Below are 17,134 nucleotides of genomic sequence, written 5' to 3'. Positions count from 1 at the left end.
AGAATTATCGAGATCCGATCTTACTCATCAAGTTGTTTTTTGGGACTTTCATCGAATTCAAAAACGCGGCAGAGATTTTTCCTTGCCCCGGGACTTTATAAAAGCAAGGATCTAGGAACAAGCCATGAAAGAAGAACTAGACAAAGATATAGACCAGGAGATCGAGCCGAGGGAAATGAATCCCACAGAATACCGGCTTCTCACTTTATTATTCAATTTTTTCAGATTTCCGGAAGGACTCACGCTTAGTTCCTTGAGAAAGATCATGGCGGGATTTTACGATAATGAAAATCGAGACTCCGACAGAAGGAAACTATCCAGAGATATCGAAGAGTTAGGCGCCCTAGGGTTCCATATCAAATATTATCCTCAAAAAAACGGAAAAGATTTTGTATACGTGCTTATTAAGGATCCGCTTTCCAAAACATTAGATTTCACCGAAGAAGAACTAAGAGAAATTTCGGCACTTTTACTAAAAGGATATTCGGAAGCTCCAAAATACGAACTTTATACCGCCGCTCGAAAAATATTCGCGGGAGATTTGGAATACTTTCCGGAAATGACCGAAAATTCGGAGGAAAATCCGGAAGAGTTAGGAGAAACCGCATTTCAAATCCTAGATGCTCTCAAAAATCATACTCCTATCCGTATTAAATATTATAAAACCTTTCCGGAAGATTCTTACACGAAAGAAGCGGATCCGATCCGACTCATTCGAAAAGGGGGCCAGGATCATTATTTACTGGCCTACGATAGGGAAGAAAAAACCAAAAAAAGATTCGTTTTACCGAAGATCTTATCTGTGGAACTGCTACAAGGAGATCCACTTTACCAGTCAAGAGGGGCCAAAAAAGAAACAGAGGAGGATCTGATTGTTCACGCGGGATTATTCCCAGTCCATGAATCCAAAAATGTGGAATGGATCTGCAAAGAAGAAGGTCTTGTAAAAGCGAAATTATTCCTGACAGGGATCAAATACAGGGAAGAAAAAAATAAACTCAGCTTCCAATCCACCAACCTGGAGGGATTATTGCCCTTTTTATGGAGATGGCCGGATGCGATTGAAACGGTTCTTCCTGAAGAATTGAACTCAGTCTTCCGAAACTCAATAAAACGGATCTCAGAACTCTACGAAAAAGTATAAAAAACCATTACATGAAACTTAAAAATATCCTATTCTTTTTATTTTCCCTACAGATCTTACTTACGCTAATAATGAAATATTTCTCCTACCAAGGAGATCTTTCTCCGGAGCTACATGAAAGAATTCTAAAGTATTTTTCGCAAGAAGATATAAACGCCGGGATAGAATACCAAAGGAGGGGATTTTTTGTCTCGATCATAGGTTCATTACTTGATTTTGCTTTAGCAGGAGCATTTGTATTTACTCCTATCTCGGTAAAACTGGAAGAATACTTCCGCAAAAAAACGGGAGATAGATTTTATCCGACCGTATTTCTGTTCTTCATCTCCTTTTATCTTTTGGAATTTATCGTTTCCTTACCGTTCAGTTATTATTTCGGTTATGTGATAGAACATGAATTTCAGTTTTCCAATATGAACATAACGGATTGGATCTTATTTAAAGCAAAGTCTTTCGGATTAGGATTTTTATTTGGCGGAATAGTTGTTTTAGTAGTCGCATTCGTTCTTAAAAATCTTCCGCGCGCTTGGAAATATATACTTCCTATCTTATCCTTGAGTTTTGGATTACTCATGTCCGTATTGTATCCAATCCTCATCACTCCTATCTTTTATGATTACGGCCCTATCCAAGAAGGAAGTTTAAAAACAAAAATATTGGCCCTGAGCCAAAAGGCGAATATCCAGGTAGAAAATATCTATGTGATCAACGAGAGTAAATATTCAGGTCACACAAACGCATACTTCACAGGCTGGGGAGAAAGTAAAAAGATCTTCCTCTACGATACACTGATCCAAAACCACACCGAAGAAGAAGTAGTCAGTGTGCTTGGACATGAAATCGGTCATTGGGTTCACAATCATCAAATGATCGAGATCGCACTTAGCACATTGGAAACTTTCTTATTGTGTTTCTTATTAGGATATATATTCCAAAAAGTAAAAGAAGAAGGTTTGATCCCGTTAAAAGAATTCTATTCTCCTTCTACCTTACCGTTTCTGTTTCTGATATTATCCCTTGTAGGAACGATACTCGGACCTTTTTCGGCGACACTTTCCAGAGTTCTGGAAACCCAAGCGGACAAAGAGGCACTTGTCTTAACCGACGACAAAAAATCATTCATCAGTACGGAGATCAAACTGGCAAAGGATAATAAGGCCCGTTTGAATCCACATAAACTGGAAGTGATCTTTGAACATTCTCATCCCACGACCTTAGAAAGGATTGAATTCGCAGAAGGCTGGAAATAAGGAATCCGGCCTTCTGATGCGAAAATTACTTCCGCCAAGGATATTCCATCTGTAAGGCCACAAAAGCGGCAGTGTCTATTCCGTATTTAGATTCAATCTCCGTTAGGATTTTATCATACGCAGTCACTGCAGCGATTCCATTCAGATTTTCTAAAATGAAATCTAAACTTGCGACTTCCGCGTCCATTTTATCTACACGTACTAACAATCCGTTTTTGGTTCGGATCTTTTTTTGGTCGGAAACGGAAAACACTTCCGATCTATAAGTCCTGGAAAAAGAATCCGCTTGAAGAGCCAAAACAACTTCGTCTATACCTTCTGAGACCCTAACTCCTAAGTTTTCGTAATTCCAAAACCCAAGATAGTTTTTTGCGGCAACATACATATCTTTGCCGCTCAGATAAAAATCGGAACTATTATGGGTTGGTTTCCAATCCTTGGCTCCTAAACTTAACGCCATTTCGGAAGCTTTTTCTCTTCCGGAAATCGCTTCGATTAAAGCCAAAGAAACAGGAATAGAAGCGGTGATCCCTGTAGTAGTGACGATCTTACGATCCGCAATATACCTGGTATCCTTGATCCATCTAGTTTCAGGAAACTCTTTCTCCAATTTTGAAAAAGAAAACCAATGACCTGTTGCCTTGTGTTCTTTCAGAACACCCGCCTTTGCCAGTACCCAAACTCCGTCACAGATTCCTAGGATCGTAGAACCTTTTGCGGATTGTTTTTGCACAAAGGAAAGAAGAACGGGATCATCCGAATAATGTACCGCCGGCACGATCACATAATCCGCTCCATCCGGATATTCCGATTCGAAAAGATCGAAAGATATTTCCGCTTCTATTTTTAATGCGGGAAACATTTGGACAGGACCCGTTCTCGGAAAAACTGCAATTACCTTTGCGATTTTCGATGAAGTTAAAACGCCATAAGGGATCATAAAATCAGTCAACTCGGTCATTCTATTTTCACCGATCACTGCGATGACGGGCTCTTTTCTGCCGAATCTGGATTGATAGTTTGGGATTTTGGAATTTTCTTCTTGGGGCCGTATTTTTGAAATTTCCGATGATGATCCGTATTCCACAAATCCGAATAAAAATAAGAGAGCCAGACTCCCGCAGAAGAATTTTACAAAACGATTTGGTTGTAGGTTAGGATGTTGCATACCTTCAGGATACGATCTTTTCCGAAAACAGTCGTCCTTCCGTATCCGGACGGACTAAAAAAAGAAAAATCCTGAAAAAATCTCGACATCTTTTTCCGATAGGACTCTTTCATTTTATGGATACGTTTCTGGCATTTGGAGCGGGACTTTCTTTTTTATTGGCGATTTCCGAATTCATCCAAAAAGATAAAGTTTTCAAATCCCAAAGTTCGGATCCTTCACCGAAAGCCAAGTTCGCTTTCTATAAACCGATTGGATTCTTCTTCCTATCTCTTTCGATAGTTCAGTTTCATTTGTATTTGGAATTATCCGGCCAATTAAAAGAGAATCTCTGGTTTGCCGAGATCCATATCCCTTTTCTATTTTTCACGGGGCCATTGGCGTATTTGTATTTCAGAAGGTTAGGAGGGTTACCTGCAAAAGCGCTTAACATCGTACATTTTGTTCCCGGATTGATTTCGTTTTTAGCGCTTTTACCTTTTATTTTATCCGATCCGAATTCCAAATTGGAATATGTAAATGTTTTCCCTCCCAGAAATCTTTATTTCCAACTCCTATTCGGGCTCTTGGTCTTAGGAACGATCTCCAACTTAGTGTATCCACTTTTACTGATCGGCATAATTCGCAAATGGAAAACCTTTTTGAAAAAAGAAGAAGCTAGGGTGTTCTCACCGTTTCTTATCCTTTTTTATTCGAGTATATTTGTGATCTTTTTGTTTGTGGTCGCTCAGATCTTCTTTATGCCTTTGTTCAGCGTTGCGTCGGCCGCTTTGACATTGATCGTCTGCGCCGTTTTTTTAAGCGCTTCCGTATCGTCTGAGTTGATCGTTTCTTTCGGAAAAACCGCAAAGGAAGCCGGGTATAACGAGACCAGGCTCCAAAGTCTGGATGTGAATGCAGTCGTTCAAAAGATGGGAGAACTAATGCGGGACAAAAAGTTGTACCTGGATGAGGAACTAACTCTTCCGATTCTTTCGGAAGAATTACAAATTAAAACTCATCAATTATCGGAGATATTAAACGATAAGATGAAAATCGGTTTCAGAGAATATATCGCAGGATTTCGTTTGGAAGAGGCCTCCAAAATGTTAAGAGAAGAACCCCAAAGATCCGTACTTTCCGTAATTTACGCGGCGGGTTTCAGATCCAAATCCGCGTTCCATAAATTATTCCAAGAAAAATACGGATGTTCTCCAGGAGAATATCGTTCTTCTTTTTCCAAAAAATCTTAAGTGAAGTTTACCATTCTCCGGTATTCGGCATACTCTTCCAAGGTTCGGAGATTTCTAGTGCTTTACCCTTCTGCAATAACTCGATAGAGATTAGGTCAGGTGATCGAATGAATGCCATTCTGCCGTCTCTAGGAGGGCGATTGATAATCACACCTTTTGTCTGAAGATTCGTACAGGTTTCGTAAATATTATCTACTTCGAAAGCAAGATGACCGAAATTCCTTCCGCTCGTATACGCGGAATCTTGGTCCCAGTTAAAGGTTAATTCTATCTCCGGAGAATTTGTATCCGATTCGGATAAGAAGACAAGTGTATATCTTCCTTCCGGATGATCGTGCCTTCTTGTTTCTTTTAATCCTAGTTTATTGCAGAAAAAATCCAAAGCTAGATCCAAATCTTTTACTCGGATCATAGCGTGTAAGTATTTCATTTTATCGTTCCTCTGGAAGGGTTCCTTCTTTGAAAAAGAAGATTTTGGTTCCTATTATTTGAAAGGAAACCTGCGGATTTTCCCTCTGACAAGCCCAAAGTGAGGCTGAAAAATCGAACAATTTGGGAAAATCCACCATATTGGATCTTTCCGATTTTCCGCTAAAAAGACCATTTTTACCCCTATTTTTGCCCAAATAATAAGCTAAATGCTTAGCATGTGTGCTTAAAAAGTAAGCATATTTCGAGTTTCTAATAAAGGATCGGCTTGAAAAAAAAGCCTTTCAGATCGATACTTGTATCATATTCGGGCAGCGACTTGGGAAAACCTCCAATAGCGCTTCTTTTTTGTTCAATATGAATGAATGGGAGCTAGCTGTAATAAGGTGCTTAGAGAATTAGACATTTCTAATAAACATAAATATGATAAATAGTCTTTTGGGTTCGTTTAACAAAATTTTTTAATTTTTTCCTCCTCTGAAATTTTTTTTGTTCCTTTTGCCTATGTGAATAGGTCTTATGGATATAAAGCGAAAATGAGAACAGAGCATATAAAAATAACAAGAGGTTTCAATTTTATGAAAATCAACAAACTCACTTCTCTTCTATTAGTAGTAGGTTTCCTAGCAGGGTCTTCCCTTTTTGCGGTATCTCAAGATACTGAAGATCGTCTTTTGGAGCAAGCTTTGGTATCCGCTGCGGTTACTAAAGAGCAAAAAGTTGCAGTAGCTACTTACCTGAAAGCGATCGCTCAGCAAAAAACTGAAAGAGCGGAAGAGTTAAGAGCATTGGCTAAACGTTCTACCGGTGGAAAGTTCCTCGCTAGCAACGCTCAGTCTGAGAGATTCTTAAAACAAGCAAAAGCTCTTGAAGCAGAAGCAGCAAAAACACAAGAGTTTTTGAACAATCTCTAATTCAATAGTCAACAAATCCTAAAAATCCATCGACTGGAAGGCGCCGCGAGGCGCCTTTTTTTATGTACTTAATTTTCGAGAAAAACGCGCAACGGATCGAAGCGGAAATCCCGCGGAGCGGATTGGAGCGAAGAGCCGGGTGCTCGCGTTCAGCGAGCATGCGCCCATTAGATCAAAGGATAAGTTCCTTTTCGTATGAAGCAAAGACTACTGTTTGGAAACTTTTTTCTCTTTTGGAAAACAACTCATACTAAAACCTTCTATCATATAACAGACGGCGTCTTTGGTCTCACATCGAAGAGCGTCATTGTAAGTAGTGCTTTGGATTTCCAGATCCATACGTTCGCATACCATTTTTTCTTTGGTGGAAGTTTGGGTGTTTGTATCCTGTCCGAGTAAGCCCTGAGCGAATAAAAAACAAATTACGAATGACACCGATTTTTTCATCATACTCTCCGGCGAATCCTCTGATTCTATGACCCTTTCAGGTTTCCTCCCTAGAGTCAATCGATTTGGGAAAGTATACGTTTCCGAAAAAGGATTGTGGGACGGTTTGCGGCTTCTAATCTGCCCTGATGAGTTTCCCGGGCGGAAAGTTATCCTCTAAATGGACAAAACTTACATTTTGTTTTTTGTTCCTCCTTCCGCTTTTATACCCGTTCTTACTGAAACCCGGGGAACAATTATACTCAGACCATCTCGGTAAATTTATATTGGGAGAATCCGTAGGAAGGAACGGCTTCCTCTCGGGCAACCTGGTGTTGCCATCTAGGGATTTTGACCCGGAAGGGAATTATTGCCCAACGGAATGTATCCGTTTCGGCCAAGAGCTGATCAGCCCGTTTCCTGCCGCTCTAGGTTATGTATATGCGGTATTTCTTCCCTGGAGCGGGATACTTGGCGTTTATGTTGCGACTTCGATCTTAATACTTCTATCTTTTCTATTCCTTTCCATCTTATGGGATTGGGATCCGATCTATTTGGGAATTCTGGCCTTAGCTTCTCCGTTTTTGATCAACGGATATTTTTTTCCGGATGTTGGGATCGCTTCCTTTTTGTTTTTAGCGGGGTGTTTCCTATTTTTGAGATCCGGGAATTCTTCTTCCCTGGTAAAATTTATAATTTCCGGCTTTATCTGTGCTTCTTCCGCTTGGTTTAGGATAGAAAGTATCGTATTCCCCTTATCTTTTATCTTTTTTTTAAGTATATACAAGTTTTCTAATGTAGAAGAACGAAGGAAAATTTTAGGTTATTCTCTCGGATTTTTGACGGGAGTAGGGCTTTTGCTCTGGATCCAATTTGTTCTATACGGACATCCGTTGGGTCCAAGGTTTTCTTTTAATCAGCCGACAATGTTTTTGTTTCCTTGGAAAAAATGGAAAATTTACGCAGGATTATTGATCGCAAATCCCAATCGGATCGGATTTTTCGGATACACTCCCGGGTTCTTGATCGTTTTATTGTTCTTTATATATTATATTTTCTTTAAGAAAAATCCGTTTAAAAAGGATAACGCATCCAAGATCTCAAATAAGGATCTGTTTGTTTATTCCGGTCTTGCCGCATTTATGGTGTTGGTGATATCCGCTCCGAACGATGGGATCATAGATTTCGGTTCCAGATATCTTCATTTGAGTTTACCCGCTTTCGCGGGAATGTTTTTGATCATGTTGGAGAATTTAGGGCAGAAGTTCCGTAAGATCGTAAAAATTCTTCTTTTTTCGATCCTTCTTTATTCGGTATATATCAGTTTTTCGTACACGCAGATCTTGGCAAAGTATGGAAAAAAGACTACGAAACTAAATGCGATCTATTTGGAACAAAAGCCCGATTTGGTCGTGGTCCAGATCAGGACGTATTCTCAAATTTTAGGGAAATATTTTTTCCAAACACCTTCCGTTTGGCTGATGAGGGAAGGTCATATTAAAAATTTCTTCTCTAAAAATAAACCGGAACAATTTAGAAAGATATTATTCGTTCAGACAAAAGCTTCTATCTTAGAAAATTTGAACGATTCCGATCCTTTTTTGAAAAATAAATATTACGAAAGTATCTCCCAAACATTAGGCCCGGATTTTAAAAAAGTTTGGTCGGAAAATAAGGAAGATGTTCTTATTTTTTCTATGGAAAGAAAAAAGTAATATCCGGGCCGAAGTAAGGCTTTGTTCCGATCTTACTCGTTCAAAAAGAAGAAGAAAAAGAATCCTGCGGCTTGCGCTCTCGGAATTCCCACTGCACTTCCTATTAAAGAACCGTTTTTTCGTACATCGCCATTACTATCAATGCGTCCGATCAGACTTCCGTTTTTACGTACATCTCCGTTGGAATCAATCGAACCTACGAGTGATCCGTTCATTCGAATGTCTCCGTTTGAATCGATTCTGCCGATCAAGCTTCCGTTTTTGCGAACATCCCCGCCGGATTCAAATCTTCCCACGAGAGACCCGTTCAATCTTACGTCCCCATTTGAGTCGATACTTCCGATGAGTGAGCCGTTCTTTCTCAGATCCCCTGCCTGCAAGGAACCCAAGCCAGCGCCTAAAAAGAGGACCACAGTTACGAGTTTCAACATTAGTTTCATTCATGTATCTCCGTTTTTATATTCATAAGTTCGTCTCCCTTTTGTAGGGACGATTCCGATACACCGCTTTGAAGCGGCAATCGTACTTATTCGTATCTCTAGGGCAACAAGTAGGGTGATATATTTTGCGGAATATTTTTTTTGGAGTACATTATTACTTCTTCCCAAAGATCCAGGCCACTTCTCGACTTTCGGTTCATTGCATAAAATGTATTGTTCATTCCCTATATCCAAGCTGAGTCGTTTTTGGATTGGAAATTCGGTGCGGATCGTAACGTTAGCCGCTATTCTATATCCTCATCGGATTCCAATTCCAGTTCGCAAAGTTTGGAATAGTATTTGGATTGGATCTCTTTTCTTTCTTTTATAATTCCTGAGATAGGAATATAAAAACTGGATTTAAGTCCGTACAATCTTCCGTAAACTCCGTCTCCTTTTTTATAAGAAACTCCGGAATCGATACGAAATCGTAAGATCCGTTTTCCGATCATCTGTGCTGCGGCCAAGAATACTTGGTCCGAATCGAATAACTCCAGATAAAATTTAGGAAGAAGTCTAAATGTATTTTTTAAAAAAGACGTTCGAGTCATAGAGGCGCATTCTATCGAAAAGGCCGGACAAATAAGTATCATCCGTCTTAAAATATCGTGTTTTCGGTTACGATTTCGTAAAATGAAGAGTTTAAAAAATCCTTCTCAAATGATACGTATTTCTGATTGCCTCTAGATTTCCTGAAAGAAAGAATGTCCGGCATGAATCCAAGTACGAAAAAACTCCAAACCAAATTAGCGGTGATTCATCTTTTGCAGGAAAACAAAAGAATGAGTTTGGAGGATCTTTCCAAGTATTCCGGTATCGATGATATCAAAGATCTCAAAAAGGAGCTTGGAAAATTGTACATGGTGGGTTCCTATCCTTATACTCCGGACCAATTTGTGGAATTGGATTATGACGGAGAGACGATAGGAATTCGTATGCCCTTGAGTCTGGAACAAGGTTTGGTCCTAAGCGTTAAAGAATGGGCCGTAATCCGAAAATTATTTTTGGAAGAAGACGAAAAGGAAACAGGTCCTTCCAGAAAAAAGATCCTGAAATCTATATTAGATAAAATTCATACAATTCTGCCTTCTGCGGGGATACCTAGTGAGAACGAATTAAAAAGCAATATAGAGGACGCCATCGCTGACGGCAAATCTTTGCAGATTAAATATCGTGCACAGGGAGAATCCGAACCTGGATCCAGAAAAGTGGATCCTTGGGCACTCTTAAGCTTTCGGGAAGAATATCTGCTCGGTTATTGCCATTCTAGAAAAGCGCCTAGAACGTTTAGATTGGATTCGATCTTGCAGTTAAGTAGAACTCAGGAGAATGTTGCGGAAATTCCGGACGAAGAAAGAAAGAATGCTATCTCCAAATTAAAGGAATTTTTGCAAGGAGGAGAAGGGGATTCGAATTATGCGGAGATCTATCATACTGCGGAAGTGTATTTTAATCTACATTCTCGCATACATTTAGAAAGGACTCCTACCAAAAAGCAGATCGGGGATACCACATATTATCTTTCTAAGGCAAGGATCAGAAATCAGGATTGGTTTTTATCCGTCCTAAAAGGTTTTGGTCCGAATGTGATTCTTCATAACCCTCCCGCATTAAAGGAAAGAATGACTGCGTATTGGGAGACTGTTTCTTCCGGTTTGTCTCATTAGGAATCGATTGACTGATCGTTCTTTACCATTGATTCAGGATATACCTTGCTTTCTCCCGCAAAGATCAATTTGGGATTAGAGATCCCGTACAAAAGGCCTGACGGATTTCATGAGATTCGAAGTGTATTTTTACGTTTGAATTGGGGAGATGATATCCAAATAGAGCCGATCTCTCCCGGATCTTTCGAATTGGTTTCTAATAACCAGATCATTTTGGAAAAAAGGCGTTTGTACGACGAGGTCTCCGAGAGAGGAGATTTAAGTAAGAATATTCTTTTTAAAACTTTCTCCAAGATCAGAGCTCATTACAGGGAGCTTCCGGGTGTGAGGATCCACCTGACTAAAAAAATTCCTCCGGCTGCCGGTCTTGGAGGTGGATCTACAAATGCCGCCTCTCTTTTCTCGTTTTATTTTGGTTTGAGTCCGGAGTTTCATTCGGATCATATTTTCAAATTGGCGGCTGAGATCGGATCCGACGTTCCCTTCTTCTTATCTGAAAATCATTGTTTGGTGTCCGGAAAAGGTGAGATCTTGAGGGACATAGAAGTGCATCCTGGACAAGGAATTCTGGCATTAACTCCTCAGATACTCTCAACCGCCGAGATGTACGCAGGTCTCAAAAAGCCTTTACAAGCCGACCCTGCCTCGAAAAGATGGATTTCTCTAGGCAATGACGTCGAGTTTTCTTTAAAAGAAGGGAATTGGGCGGCTTTGAGAGAAAAGCTCGTAAACGACTTCGAGCCTCTTGCCTTCCAAAAGTTTCCCCAGCTAGGGAAATTAAAGGAAAGTTTTTTGGCGAATGGAGCTAGTTACTCCTCCTTAACCGGATCCGGATCTTGTATCTACGGTTTGGTGCAGGGATTGGAGATACGGGAAGAGCTGTTAGCCAAAATGCAAACGGAATTTCCCGACCTTACGTTTGTAAGCTTTAATTATTAAAGAATGAAACTGGGCCGTCGCCAAGTGGTAAGGCAGCGGTTTTTGGTACCGCCATTTCATAGGTTCGAATCCTATCGGCCCAGCCACTGTTTGATTTCACCGGATTACTGAATGGACGCCAAAAAGGAAGCAGTCGCCGTAGTATTAGCTGCGGGAAAGGGAACCCGCATGAAGACGGAGCTCCCAAAGGTGGCTGTTCCTTTAAATGGAAAGCCCCTTTTAAACCATGTTATCGATCACCTCAAAGAAGCAGGGATCAATGACATAGTCATAGTTGTAGGCTATAAAAAAGAAGAAGTCCAAGTGCTATGTGCAGGAATTCCCGGTATTCGTTTCGCCGAACAAAAAGAGCAATTAGGCACGGCTCACGCAGTATTAAGCGCCGAAGAATTAGTTAAATCCCATAAAGGCCCAATCCTCGTAGCTTGCGGGGACGTGCCGATGATCACCGGGGACACCTTCGGTTCTCTCGTTTCCACACATGTCCAAAACGACTTCTCCGCTACTCTTCTTTCCGCAAAGGTAGATATTCCTACCGGTTACGGAAGGATCGTTCGTAATTCTTTCGGAGAAGTAATCGCAATCGTCGAAGAAAAAGACGCAGACGTGGAACAGAAAAAAATAAACGAGATCAACACCGGGACTTATGTATTCAGTTCCGAAATCCTTTTCGAATCTCTTAGAAAAATAGGAAACAGCAACGCGCAGGGAGAATATTATCTTCCTGATCTAGTAGAGTTGTATAAAAAAGAAGGAAAAAAGTTGGGCGCAGTGATTCTTAAAAACAGCGGAGAAAGCCAAGGTGTGAATTCTCCTGCAGACCTGGAAAACTTAACGGCAGTTTTGAATGGAGCGGTTGCAAAATGAGCGGCTCTAATATTGCGGTTTTTTCAGGATCCTCCAATCGTACGATCGCAATTGAGATTTGCCAAGAGCTTGGGATCGAACCTGGCAAGATCAATCTTCGTAAATTTTCCGACGGAGAGATCGCGGTTAAAATAGAAGAGAACGTTCGAGGAAGAGACGTATTCGTTATCCAATCCACTTCTGCTCCGGCAAACGACAACTTGATGGAATTACTTTTGATCATGGATGCGTTAAGACGCGCTTCGGCAAAAAGTATTTCGGTGGTTGTCCCATATTACGGTTACGGACGCCAAGATAGAAAAGCGGAACCGAGAGTACCGATCTCCGCAAGAGTAGTTGCAGATCTGATCGAGACCTTAGGGCCGACTAGAGTGATCGTGATGGATCTTCATGCGGACCAGATCCAAGGTTTTTTCAAAGTGCCTGTGGATAATTTACATTTCAGCCCGGTACTGGTAGAATATATACTAAGTAAAAAGTTCGAAGACCTAGTCATCGTTTCTCCTGACTCAGGGGGTGCGGAAAGAGCCAGATCCTTCGGTAAAAAAGTGAACGCAACATTAGCGATCATAGACAAGAGAAGACCGAAAGCGAACGTCTCCGAAGTGATGAACGTGATCGGAGAGATAGAAGGTAAGAATTGTATCCTTCTGGACGATATGATCGACACTGCGGGAACGATCTGCAAAGCGGCCGATGCTCTCTTAAAGAACGGAGCTAAGTCCGTATATTGTGCAGCTACGCACGGAGTACTTTCCGGAGAAGCTATCGATCGATTAAACTCTACTCCTTTTACTGAGGTCGTATTGTCCAATACGATTGAGATCCCGGAATCCAAAAGAATCACAAAGTTAAAAACTCTCTCCGTAGCTCCGTTATTCGCGGCTGCGATCCAGAGAATATCGACCAATCAATCGGTCAGCGATCTATTTATATAAGAAACAAGGGTAAAGACCATGAGCCACAAATTAGCTGTTAAAAAAAGGACTGAAACCGGCAAGAACGTAAACAATCGTCTTCGCGAGTCAGGACAGGTTCCTATTAACATTATCGGAGGCGGAAATGCCGCTTCCGGTTCCGTAAACGAGAAAGAACTTGAAAAACTAGTTCATTCCGGGATCCGCCAATCCACTCTGATCGAGTTGGAAGTGGAAGGAGAAGGAAGCCAAAAGGTTTTCGTAAAAGAAGTACAACGTTTCCCAGAGATCGACAGGATCCGTCACGTAGACTTCTACAAAGTAGAACCTGGAAAGAAAATCGTTACTAAGATCGGAATTCGCACTGAAGGAACCGCAAAAGGTTCTAAGATGGGCGGTCAATTCGACCATTTAATCCATGAGATCCGAGTGAAAACCGTTCCTGAGGATCTGGTTGAAACTCTAGTTATAGATGTAACCGATCTAGATGTAGGCGATTTTATCAAAGTTAGTAACTTAAAAGTTCCTGCAAGCTGGGAAATTTTAGTTAACGGAGATCCGATCGTAGCAGCAGTGCTAAAAACCAAAGCTTTACTCGCTCAAGAAAGAGCGGAAGCTAAGGAAGCTGCTGGAGCAAAACCTGCAGGTAAAAAAGGGAAATAATTTCCCCGTCCTGAGATCTAAAAATTTGGAGTACGTTATTGTATGAAGCTAATCGTCGGATTGGGTAATCCCGGAGATAAATACAATAATAATCGAGCGAATATCGGCTTCAAAATTTTGGACGTGATCGCCAATAATATCAACGTCGAGATCAAGACTAAAAAGAAAAAGTCTTTGATCGGAAGAGGTGATTTCGAGGGAGAAGAGGTCGTATTATTAAAACCTCAGACCTTCAGCGATCTATCGGGCGAATCCGTTCTGTACATAGCTTCCTTCCTGAAAATTCAGGTACAGGATATTCTTGTGATCCACGAAGATTGGACCTTACCCTTGGGTAAAATTGTAGTGGATAAGGGAGCGAACGGGAACGAAAATCCAGGGATCAAATCCGTGATCCAGTCTTTACGTTCTCCTAATTTTATCCGCATCAGGATAGGGATCGGCAACGACGAATTTGATGGTTCTAATCTGGACGGATTTTTGAAGGAAGATTTCCAACCTTTAGAGAACTTAAGTTTGATCCAGATCATCAATGACGCAGAAGCAGCAATTCGTTCCATTAGTTTGGGTGATATAGAAGACGTGATCGAAAAATACAGATTGTAAGATCTGATTTTTTCTCAAAAAAAATTCCGGACTTGGGTCCGGAATGCCTTCCATCTTATTTTTCTCTCGGTTCCGTCGAGATCTAAAAATCCTTTACTTTTCCGGAAAAAAAGGGACTCTGATTATGGGGAACCTTTTCCAAGAAATCGGTTTCCAAATAGCATCACCGGTTTACGATTCCGGCAGGTTCAAGCCTGCTTCCCTTAGTCTAATCTACGGGAAGAATGTGGCTCCGAAGAGATGGCGGAGCTTGGGAGTTACACATGAATAACAATAATAAAGGTCTTAGATTACTTATACTTTTCATTTTAGTAATCCTAGGATTAGCACTTCTAGTACCGCAGATACAAACTGCTCTGGGAAAACCTCGGATACTACCTTTTTCCCAATTTATGAATATGGTAGAACCGGATACTTCTTCCAAGCCGAAAGGTAAACTGGTTAAAACTTCTGACTCTAATTTCCCCGGCTGTGACAAGCTGATATTAGAAGGGGATATGATCAAAGGTTGTTACGAACCGTTCGAAGAAGGATCTGCAAAAACTCCCGTTCGATTCGAGACCAGAATTGCGCCTATCGACAAAGAATTCCTTACTTCTTTAAGAAAAACGAATATCGATCTGGAAGTAGTTCCTTCCGAGAACGGGCATGGGTTCGGAATGTTAAGTTCCTTTCTTCTGATCGCCGTGATCGGCATTTTCGTATTTTACTTTTTTATTATGCGTCAGGTCCAGTCTACCGGCAACAAAGCGTTTTCCTTCGGAAAATCCAAAGCAAAGATGACTGTGGATCCAAAGGTAAAAGTTAGTTTTGCCGATGTTGCAGGTTGCGAAGAAGCCAAAACAGAATTGGTCGAAATTATAGAATTCTTAAAAGACCCTAAAAAATTCCAAGCAATGGGTGCAAGGATCCCTACCGGAGTTCTTTTAGTGGGCCCTCCCGGTACAGGTAAAACACTTCTTGCTAGAGCCGTTGCCGGAGAAGCGGGTGTACCATTCTTCAGTATCTCCGGTTCCGACTTCGTAGAAATGTTCGTAGGTGTGGGAGCTTCTCGTGTTCGAGACCTTTTCGACCAAGGTAAAAAAAATTCTCCATGTATCATCTTTATAGATGAGATCGATGCGGTGGGAAGACTGAGAGGAGCCGGATGGGGTGGTGGTCACGACGAAAGAGAGCAGACCCTAAACCAGATGCTTGTCGAAATGGACGGATTCGAGAAAAACGAAGGTGTGATCGTAATGGCAGCTACAAACCGTGCTGACGTTTTAGATCCGGCCTTACTCAGACCGGGAAGATTTGACCGCCAGGTAATGGTGGACCTTCCGGACCTGAACGGAAGAGAGCAGATCCTAAAAGTTCACTCTAGAAAAGTCCCTTTAACCAGCGATATCTCTTTGAATTCCATCGCAAGAGGAACCCCTGGATTTACTGGTGCGGATCTTTCTAACCTGATCAATGAAGCCGCTCTACTTGCAGCACGTAAGAATAAAAAACGTGTAACCCAAGAAGAATTAGAGGAAGCTCGCGATAAAGTCATGATGGGCCCTGAGCGAAGATCCTTCTTTATTTCCGAAAAGGAAAAAGAAGTAATCGCGTATCACGAAGCAGGCCATGCGATCTTAGGAACACTTTTGGCTTATACCGAGCCTGTTCATAAGGTGACCATCATTCCGAGAGGAAGGGCATTAGGTCTTACTCAGTCCCTTCCTACGGAAGACAAACATATTCATACGAAAGCATATTGGTTGGACCAGATCGTAGTTTGTATGGGCGGGTTCATCGCAGAAGAGTATAAGTTCAAAATGACTTCTACCGGTTCTAGCAACGATATCCAACAGGCTACAAATATCGCAAGAAGAATGGTCTGTGATTGGGGAATGTCCGAAAAACTAGGCACGATCAATTACGGAAGCGGTCATGAGAGCCCTTTCTTGGGCAGGGATATGGGCCAAAGTAATAAGGCTTATAGCGAAGAATTTGCAGCCATGATCGACAAAGAGATCCGAAATATAGTGCAGACCTGCCTCGACAAAGGTCGGGAACTAGTCCGTAAGAATTCCACCAAGTTTGAAAATCTTGCGAAGGCTCTTCTTGCAAAAGAAACGGTTTCTCATGATGAGTTGATGGCGATTGTTCATCCGGCTCACGAAGAAACTAAAAAGAAAACGGAACGTTCTAACAAAAAGGAGAAGGCGGGAGAAATTCCGAGCAAACCCGCATATTCTACTGGCATAGAATGAAATTCTGGCTTTTTAAGACCGAGCCCGACGTTTTTTCCATAGATACCCTGGCTTCTTCTCCCGGCAAAACAGCTCCTTGGGAGGGAGTCAGAGGTTATGGCGCAAGAAATTACCTAAGGGATGAGATCAAAAAGAAGGATCTCATCCTATTCTACCATAGCAGTTGTAAACCTCCTCATGTCGCAGGACTTGCGGAAGTAGTCAAAGAAGGATACCCGGATCATTTCGCTTTTGATAAGAAACATAAGTATTATGATCCAAAAAGTGATCCGCAAAAACCGACCTGGTTCATGGTGGATGTGAAATTTAAGGAAAAATTTTCTCGCCCAATTTCGCTAGAAGAATTAAGATCCCACGGGCAACTAGAAGGAATGGTCCTTTTGCAGCCGGGGGGAAGACTTTCGATCCAACCGGTCAGCGAAGAACATTTTCAGTATATTTGTAAATTGGCCGGGGCAAAAAGTCTCCTCGGTTAGGG

Annotated in this window: 18 protein-coding genes and 1 tRNA gene; 14 read left to right on the top strand and 5 right to left on the bottom strand. The window is 41.4% G+C overall.

What is annotated here, in order from left to right; translation table 11 throughout:
- Positions 1–124: 124 nt before the first annotated feature.
- Positions 125–1,144, top strand: coding sequence for a YafY family protein (locus LEP1GSC192_RS06045; protein WP_020769392.1), 1,020 nt, complete (start codon positions 125–127; stop codon positions 1,142–1,144).
- Between the two features lie 11 nt (positions 1,145–1,155).
- A complete protein-coding gene (locus LEP1GSC192_RS06040; protein WP_020769217.1) occupies positions 1,156–2,394 on the top strand; it encodes a M48 family metallopeptidase in 1,239 nt (412 codons plus the stop codon).
- A gap of 25 nt (positions 2,395–2,419) precedes the next feature.
- Here the strand turns inward: LEP1GSC192_RS06040 and LEP1GSC192_RS06035 are convergent, their stop codons facing one another.
- Positions 2,420–3,562, bottom strand: a complete 1,143-nt coding sequence (locus tag LEP1GSC192_RS06035) for a DJ-1/PfpI family protein (protein WP_020769115.1) — start codon at positions 3,560–3,562, stop codon at positions 2,420–2,422.
- A 116-nt stretch (positions 3,563–3,678) separates the two neighbouring features.
- On the opposite strand from LEP1GSC192_RS06035, the gene LEP1GSC192_RS06030 reads away from it, so the two are divergent.
- Positions 3,679–4,794: a helix-turn-helix domain-containing protein gene (locus LEP1GSC192_RS06030; RefSeq protein ID WP_020769374.1), complete on the top strand. Its 1,116-nt coding sequence runs from the start codon at positions 3,679–3,681 to the stop codon at positions 4,792–4,794.
- 7 nt (positions 4,795–4,801) lie between these two features.
- Here LEP1GSC192_RS06030 and LEP1GSC192_RS06025 read toward each other — a convergent pair whose 3' ends face one another.
- Positions 4,802–5,224: a VOC family protein gene (locus LEP1GSC192_RS06025; protein WP_020768996.1), complete on the bottom strand. Its 423-nt coding sequence runs from the start codon at positions 5,222–5,224 to the stop codon at positions 4,802–4,804.
- A gap of 577 nt (positions 5,225–5,801) precedes the next feature.
- Here LEP1GSC192_RS06025 and LEP1GSC192_RS06020 point away from each other — a divergent pair.
- On the top strand, positions 5,802–6,137 hold the full coding sequence (locus LEP1GSC192_RS06020; RefSeq protein WP_020769078.1) for a hypothetical protein: 336 nt from the start codon (positions 5,802–5,804) through the stop codon (positions 6,135–6,137).
- Positions 6,138–6,344: 207 nt separating this feature from the next.
- Here the strand turns inward: LEP1GSC192_RS06020 and LEP1GSC192_RS06015 are convergent, their stop codons facing one another.
- Entirely contained in the window at positions 6,345–6,584 is a 240-nt protein-coding gene (locus LEP1GSC192_RS06015; RefSeq protein WP_020769257.1) for a hypothetical protein, read from the bottom strand.
- 128 nt (positions 6,585–6,712) lie between these two features.
- Here LEP1GSC192_RS06015 and LEP1GSC192_RS06010 point away from each other — a divergent pair, with 128 nt between their 5' ends.
- Complete coding sequence (locus tag LEP1GSC192_RS06010) at positions 6,713–8,278, top strand: membrane protein (RefSeq protein WP_020769000.1); 1,566 nt, start codon at positions 6,713–6,715, stop codon at positions 8,276–8,278.
- A gap of 32 nt (positions 8,279–8,310) precedes the next feature.
- On the opposite strand, the gene LEP1GSC192_RS06005 is transcribed toward LEP1GSC192_RS06010, so the two are convergent.
- Positions 8,311–8,718 (bottom strand): polymer-forming cytoskeletal protein, encoded by a 408-nt coding sequence (locus LEP1GSC192_RS06005; RefSeq protein WP_020769090.1) that lies wholly within the window; start codon positions 8,716–8,718, stop codon positions 8,311–8,313.
- Positions 8,719–9,002: 284 nt separating this feature from the next.
- On the bottom strand, positions 9,003–9,308 hold the full coding sequence (locus LEP1GSC192_RS05995; RefSeq protein ID WP_020769396.1) for a hypothetical protein: 306 nt from the start codon (positions 9,306–9,308) through the stop codon (positions 9,003–9,005).
- A gap of 162 nt (positions 9,309–9,470) precedes the next feature.
- Between LEP1GSC192_RS05995 and LEP1GSC192_RS05990 the strand changes: the two genes are divergently transcribed.
- The 9 genes from LEP1GSC192_RS05990 (at position 9,471) to LEP1GSC192_RS05945 (ending at position 17,132) form a co-directional block, all read left to right on the top strand.
- Positions 9,471–10,424, top strand: coding sequence for a YafY family protein (locus LEP1GSC192_RS05990; RefSeq protein ID WP_020769136.1), 954 nt, complete (start codon positions 9,471–9,473; stop codon positions 10,422–10,424).
- 45 nt (positions 10,425–10,469) lie between these two features.
- A complete protein-coding gene (locus LEP1GSC192_RS05985) occupies positions 10,470–11,363 on the top strand; it encodes a 4-(cytidine 5'-diphospho)-2-C-methyl-D-erythritol kinase (RefSeq protein ID WP_020769005.1) in 894 nt (297 codons plus the stop codon).
- 10 nt (positions 11,364–11,373) lie between these two features.
- A tRNA-Gln gene (locus tag LEP1GSC192_RS05980) sits at positions 11,374–11,449 on the top strand.
- 25 nt (positions 11,450–11,474) lie between these two features.
- Complete coding sequence (locus LEP1GSC192_RS05975) at positions 11,475–12,230, top strand: sugar phosphate nucleotidyltransferase (protein ID WP_020769317.1); 756 nt, start codon at positions 11,475–11,477, stop codon at positions 12,228–12,230.
- Positions 12,227–13,168: a ribose-phosphate pyrophosphokinase gene (locus LEP1GSC192_RS05970; protein ID WP_020769221.1), complete on the top strand. Its 942-nt coding sequence runs from the start codon at positions 12,227–12,229 to the stop codon at positions 13,166–13,168. The genes LEP1GSC192_RS05975 and LEP1GSC192_RS05970 overlap by 4 nt, the downstream gene beginning before the upstream one ends.
- 18 nt (positions 13,169–13,186) lie before the next feature.
- Positions 13,187–13,810 carry a 50S ribosomal protein L25/general stress protein Ctc gene (locus tag LEP1GSC192_RS05965; RefSeq protein ID WP_020769343.1) on the top strand — a complete coding sequence of 208 codons (624 nt, stop codon included), beginning with the start codon at positions 13,187–13,189 and terminating at the stop codon, positions 13,808–13,810.
- 42 nt (positions 13,811–13,852) lie between these two features.
- Positions 13,853–14,416 (top strand): aminoacyl-tRNA hydrolase, encoded by a 564-nt coding sequence (pth, locus tag LEP1GSC192_RS05960; RefSeq protein WP_020769266.1) that lies wholly within the window; start codon positions 13,853–13,855, stop codon positions 14,414–14,416.
- Positions 14,417–14,679: 263 nt separating this feature from the next.
- Positions 14,680–16,656 (top strand): ATP-dependent zinc metalloprotease FtsH, encoded by a 1,977-nt coding sequence (gene ftsH / locus LEP1GSC192_RS05950; protein ID WP_020769354.1) that lies wholly within the window; start codon positions 14,680–14,682, stop codon positions 16,654–16,656.
- The gene (locus LEP1GSC192_RS05945; protein WP_020769085.1) at positions 16,653–17,132 is read left to right on the top strand and encodes an EVE domain-containing protein; all 480 of its coding nucleotides are present in this window, start codon (positions 16,653–16,655) and stop codon (positions 17,130–17,132) included. The genes ftsH and LEP1GSC192_RS05945 overlap by 4 nt, the downstream gene beginning before the upstream one ends.
- The last annotated feature ends 2 nt before the right edge of the window (positions 17,133–17,134 follow it).

Source organism: Leptospira sp. B5-022, from assembly GCF_000347035.1.
In the GTDB taxonomy this organism is placed as follows: domain Bacteria; phylum Spirochaetota; class Leptospiria; order Leptospirales; family Leptospiraceae; genus Leptospira_B; species Leptospira_B cinconiae.
The sequence above is the reverse complement of the archived record's forward strand: the minus strand, read 5'-3'. Positions and strand labels throughout refer to the sequence as shown.

Excerpts from the sequence above, each read along its gene's own strand:
- pth (WP_020769266.1), top strand. The coding sequence starts at position 13,853 with ATGAAGCTAATCGTCGGATTGGGTAATCCCGGAGATAAATACAATAAT.
- LEP1GSC192_RS05945 (WP_020769085.1), top strand. The coding sequence starts at position 16,653 with ATGAAATTCTGGCTTTTTAAGACCGAGCCCGACGTTTTTTCCATAGAT.
- ftsH (WP_020769354.1), top strand. The coding sequence starts at position 14,680 with ATGAATAACAATAATAAAGGTCTTAGATTACTTATACTTTTCATTTTA.
- LEP1GSC192_RS05965 (WP_020769343.1), top strand. The coding sequence starts at position 13,187 with ATGAGCCACAAATTAGCTGTTAAAAAAAGGACTGAAACCGGCAAGAAC.
- LEP1GSC192_RS05995 (WP_020769396.1), bottom strand. The coding sequence starts at position 9,308 with ATGACTCGAACGTCTTTTTTAAAAAATACATTTAGACTTCTTCCTAAA.
- LEP1GSC192_RS06035 (WP_020769115.1), bottom strand. The coding sequence starts at position 3,562 with ATGCAACATCCTAACCTACAACCAAATCGTTTTGTAAAATTCTTCTGC.
- LEP1GSC192_RS06030 (WP_020769374.1), top strand. The coding sequence starts at position 3,679 with ATGGATACGTTTCTGGCATTTGGAGCGGGACTTTCTTTTTTATTGGCG.
- LEP1GSC192_RS06010 (WP_020769000.1), top strand. The coding sequence starts at position 6,713 with ATGAGTTTCCCGGGCGGAAAGTTATCCTCTAAATGGACAAAACTTACA.
- LEP1GSC192_RS06025 (WP_020768996.1), bottom strand. The coding sequence starts at position 5,224 with ATGAAATACTTACACGCTATGATCCGAGTAAAAGATTTGGATCTAGCT.
- LEP1GSC192_RS05970 (WP_020769221.1), top strand. The coding sequence starts at position 12,227 with ATGAGCGGCTCTAATATTGCGGTTTTTTCAGGATCCTCCAATCGTACG.
- LEP1GSC192_RS05990 (WP_020769136.1), top strand. The coding sequence starts at position 9,471 with ATGAATCCAAGTACGAAAAAACTCCAAACCAAATTAGCGGTGATTCAT.
- LEP1GSC192_RS06040 (WP_020769217.1), top strand. The coding sequence starts at position 1,156 with ATGAAACTTAAAAATATCCTATTCTTTTTATTTTCCCTACAGATCTTA.
- LEP1GSC192_RS06045 (WP_020769392.1), top strand. The coding sequence starts at position 125 with ATGAAAGAAGAACTAGACAAAGATATAGACCAGGAGATCGAGCCGAGG.
- LEP1GSC192_RS06015 (WP_020769257.1), bottom strand. The coding sequence starts at position 6,584 with ATGAAAAAATCGGTGTCATTCGTAATTTGTTTTTTATTCGCTCAGGGC.
- LEP1GSC192_RS06020 (WP_020769078.1), top strand. The coding sequence starts at position 5,802 with ATGAAAATCAACAAACTCACTTCTCTTCTATTAGTAGTAGGTTTCCTA.
- LEP1GSC192_RS05975 (WP_020769317.1), top strand. The coding sequence starts at position 11,475 with ATGGACGCCAAAAAGGAAGCAGTCGCCGTAGTATTAGCTGCGGGAAAG.
- LEP1GSC192_RS06005 (WP_020769090.1), bottom strand. The coding sequence starts at position 8,718 with ATGAAACTAATGTTGAAACTCGTAACTGTGGTCCTCTTTTTAGGCGCT.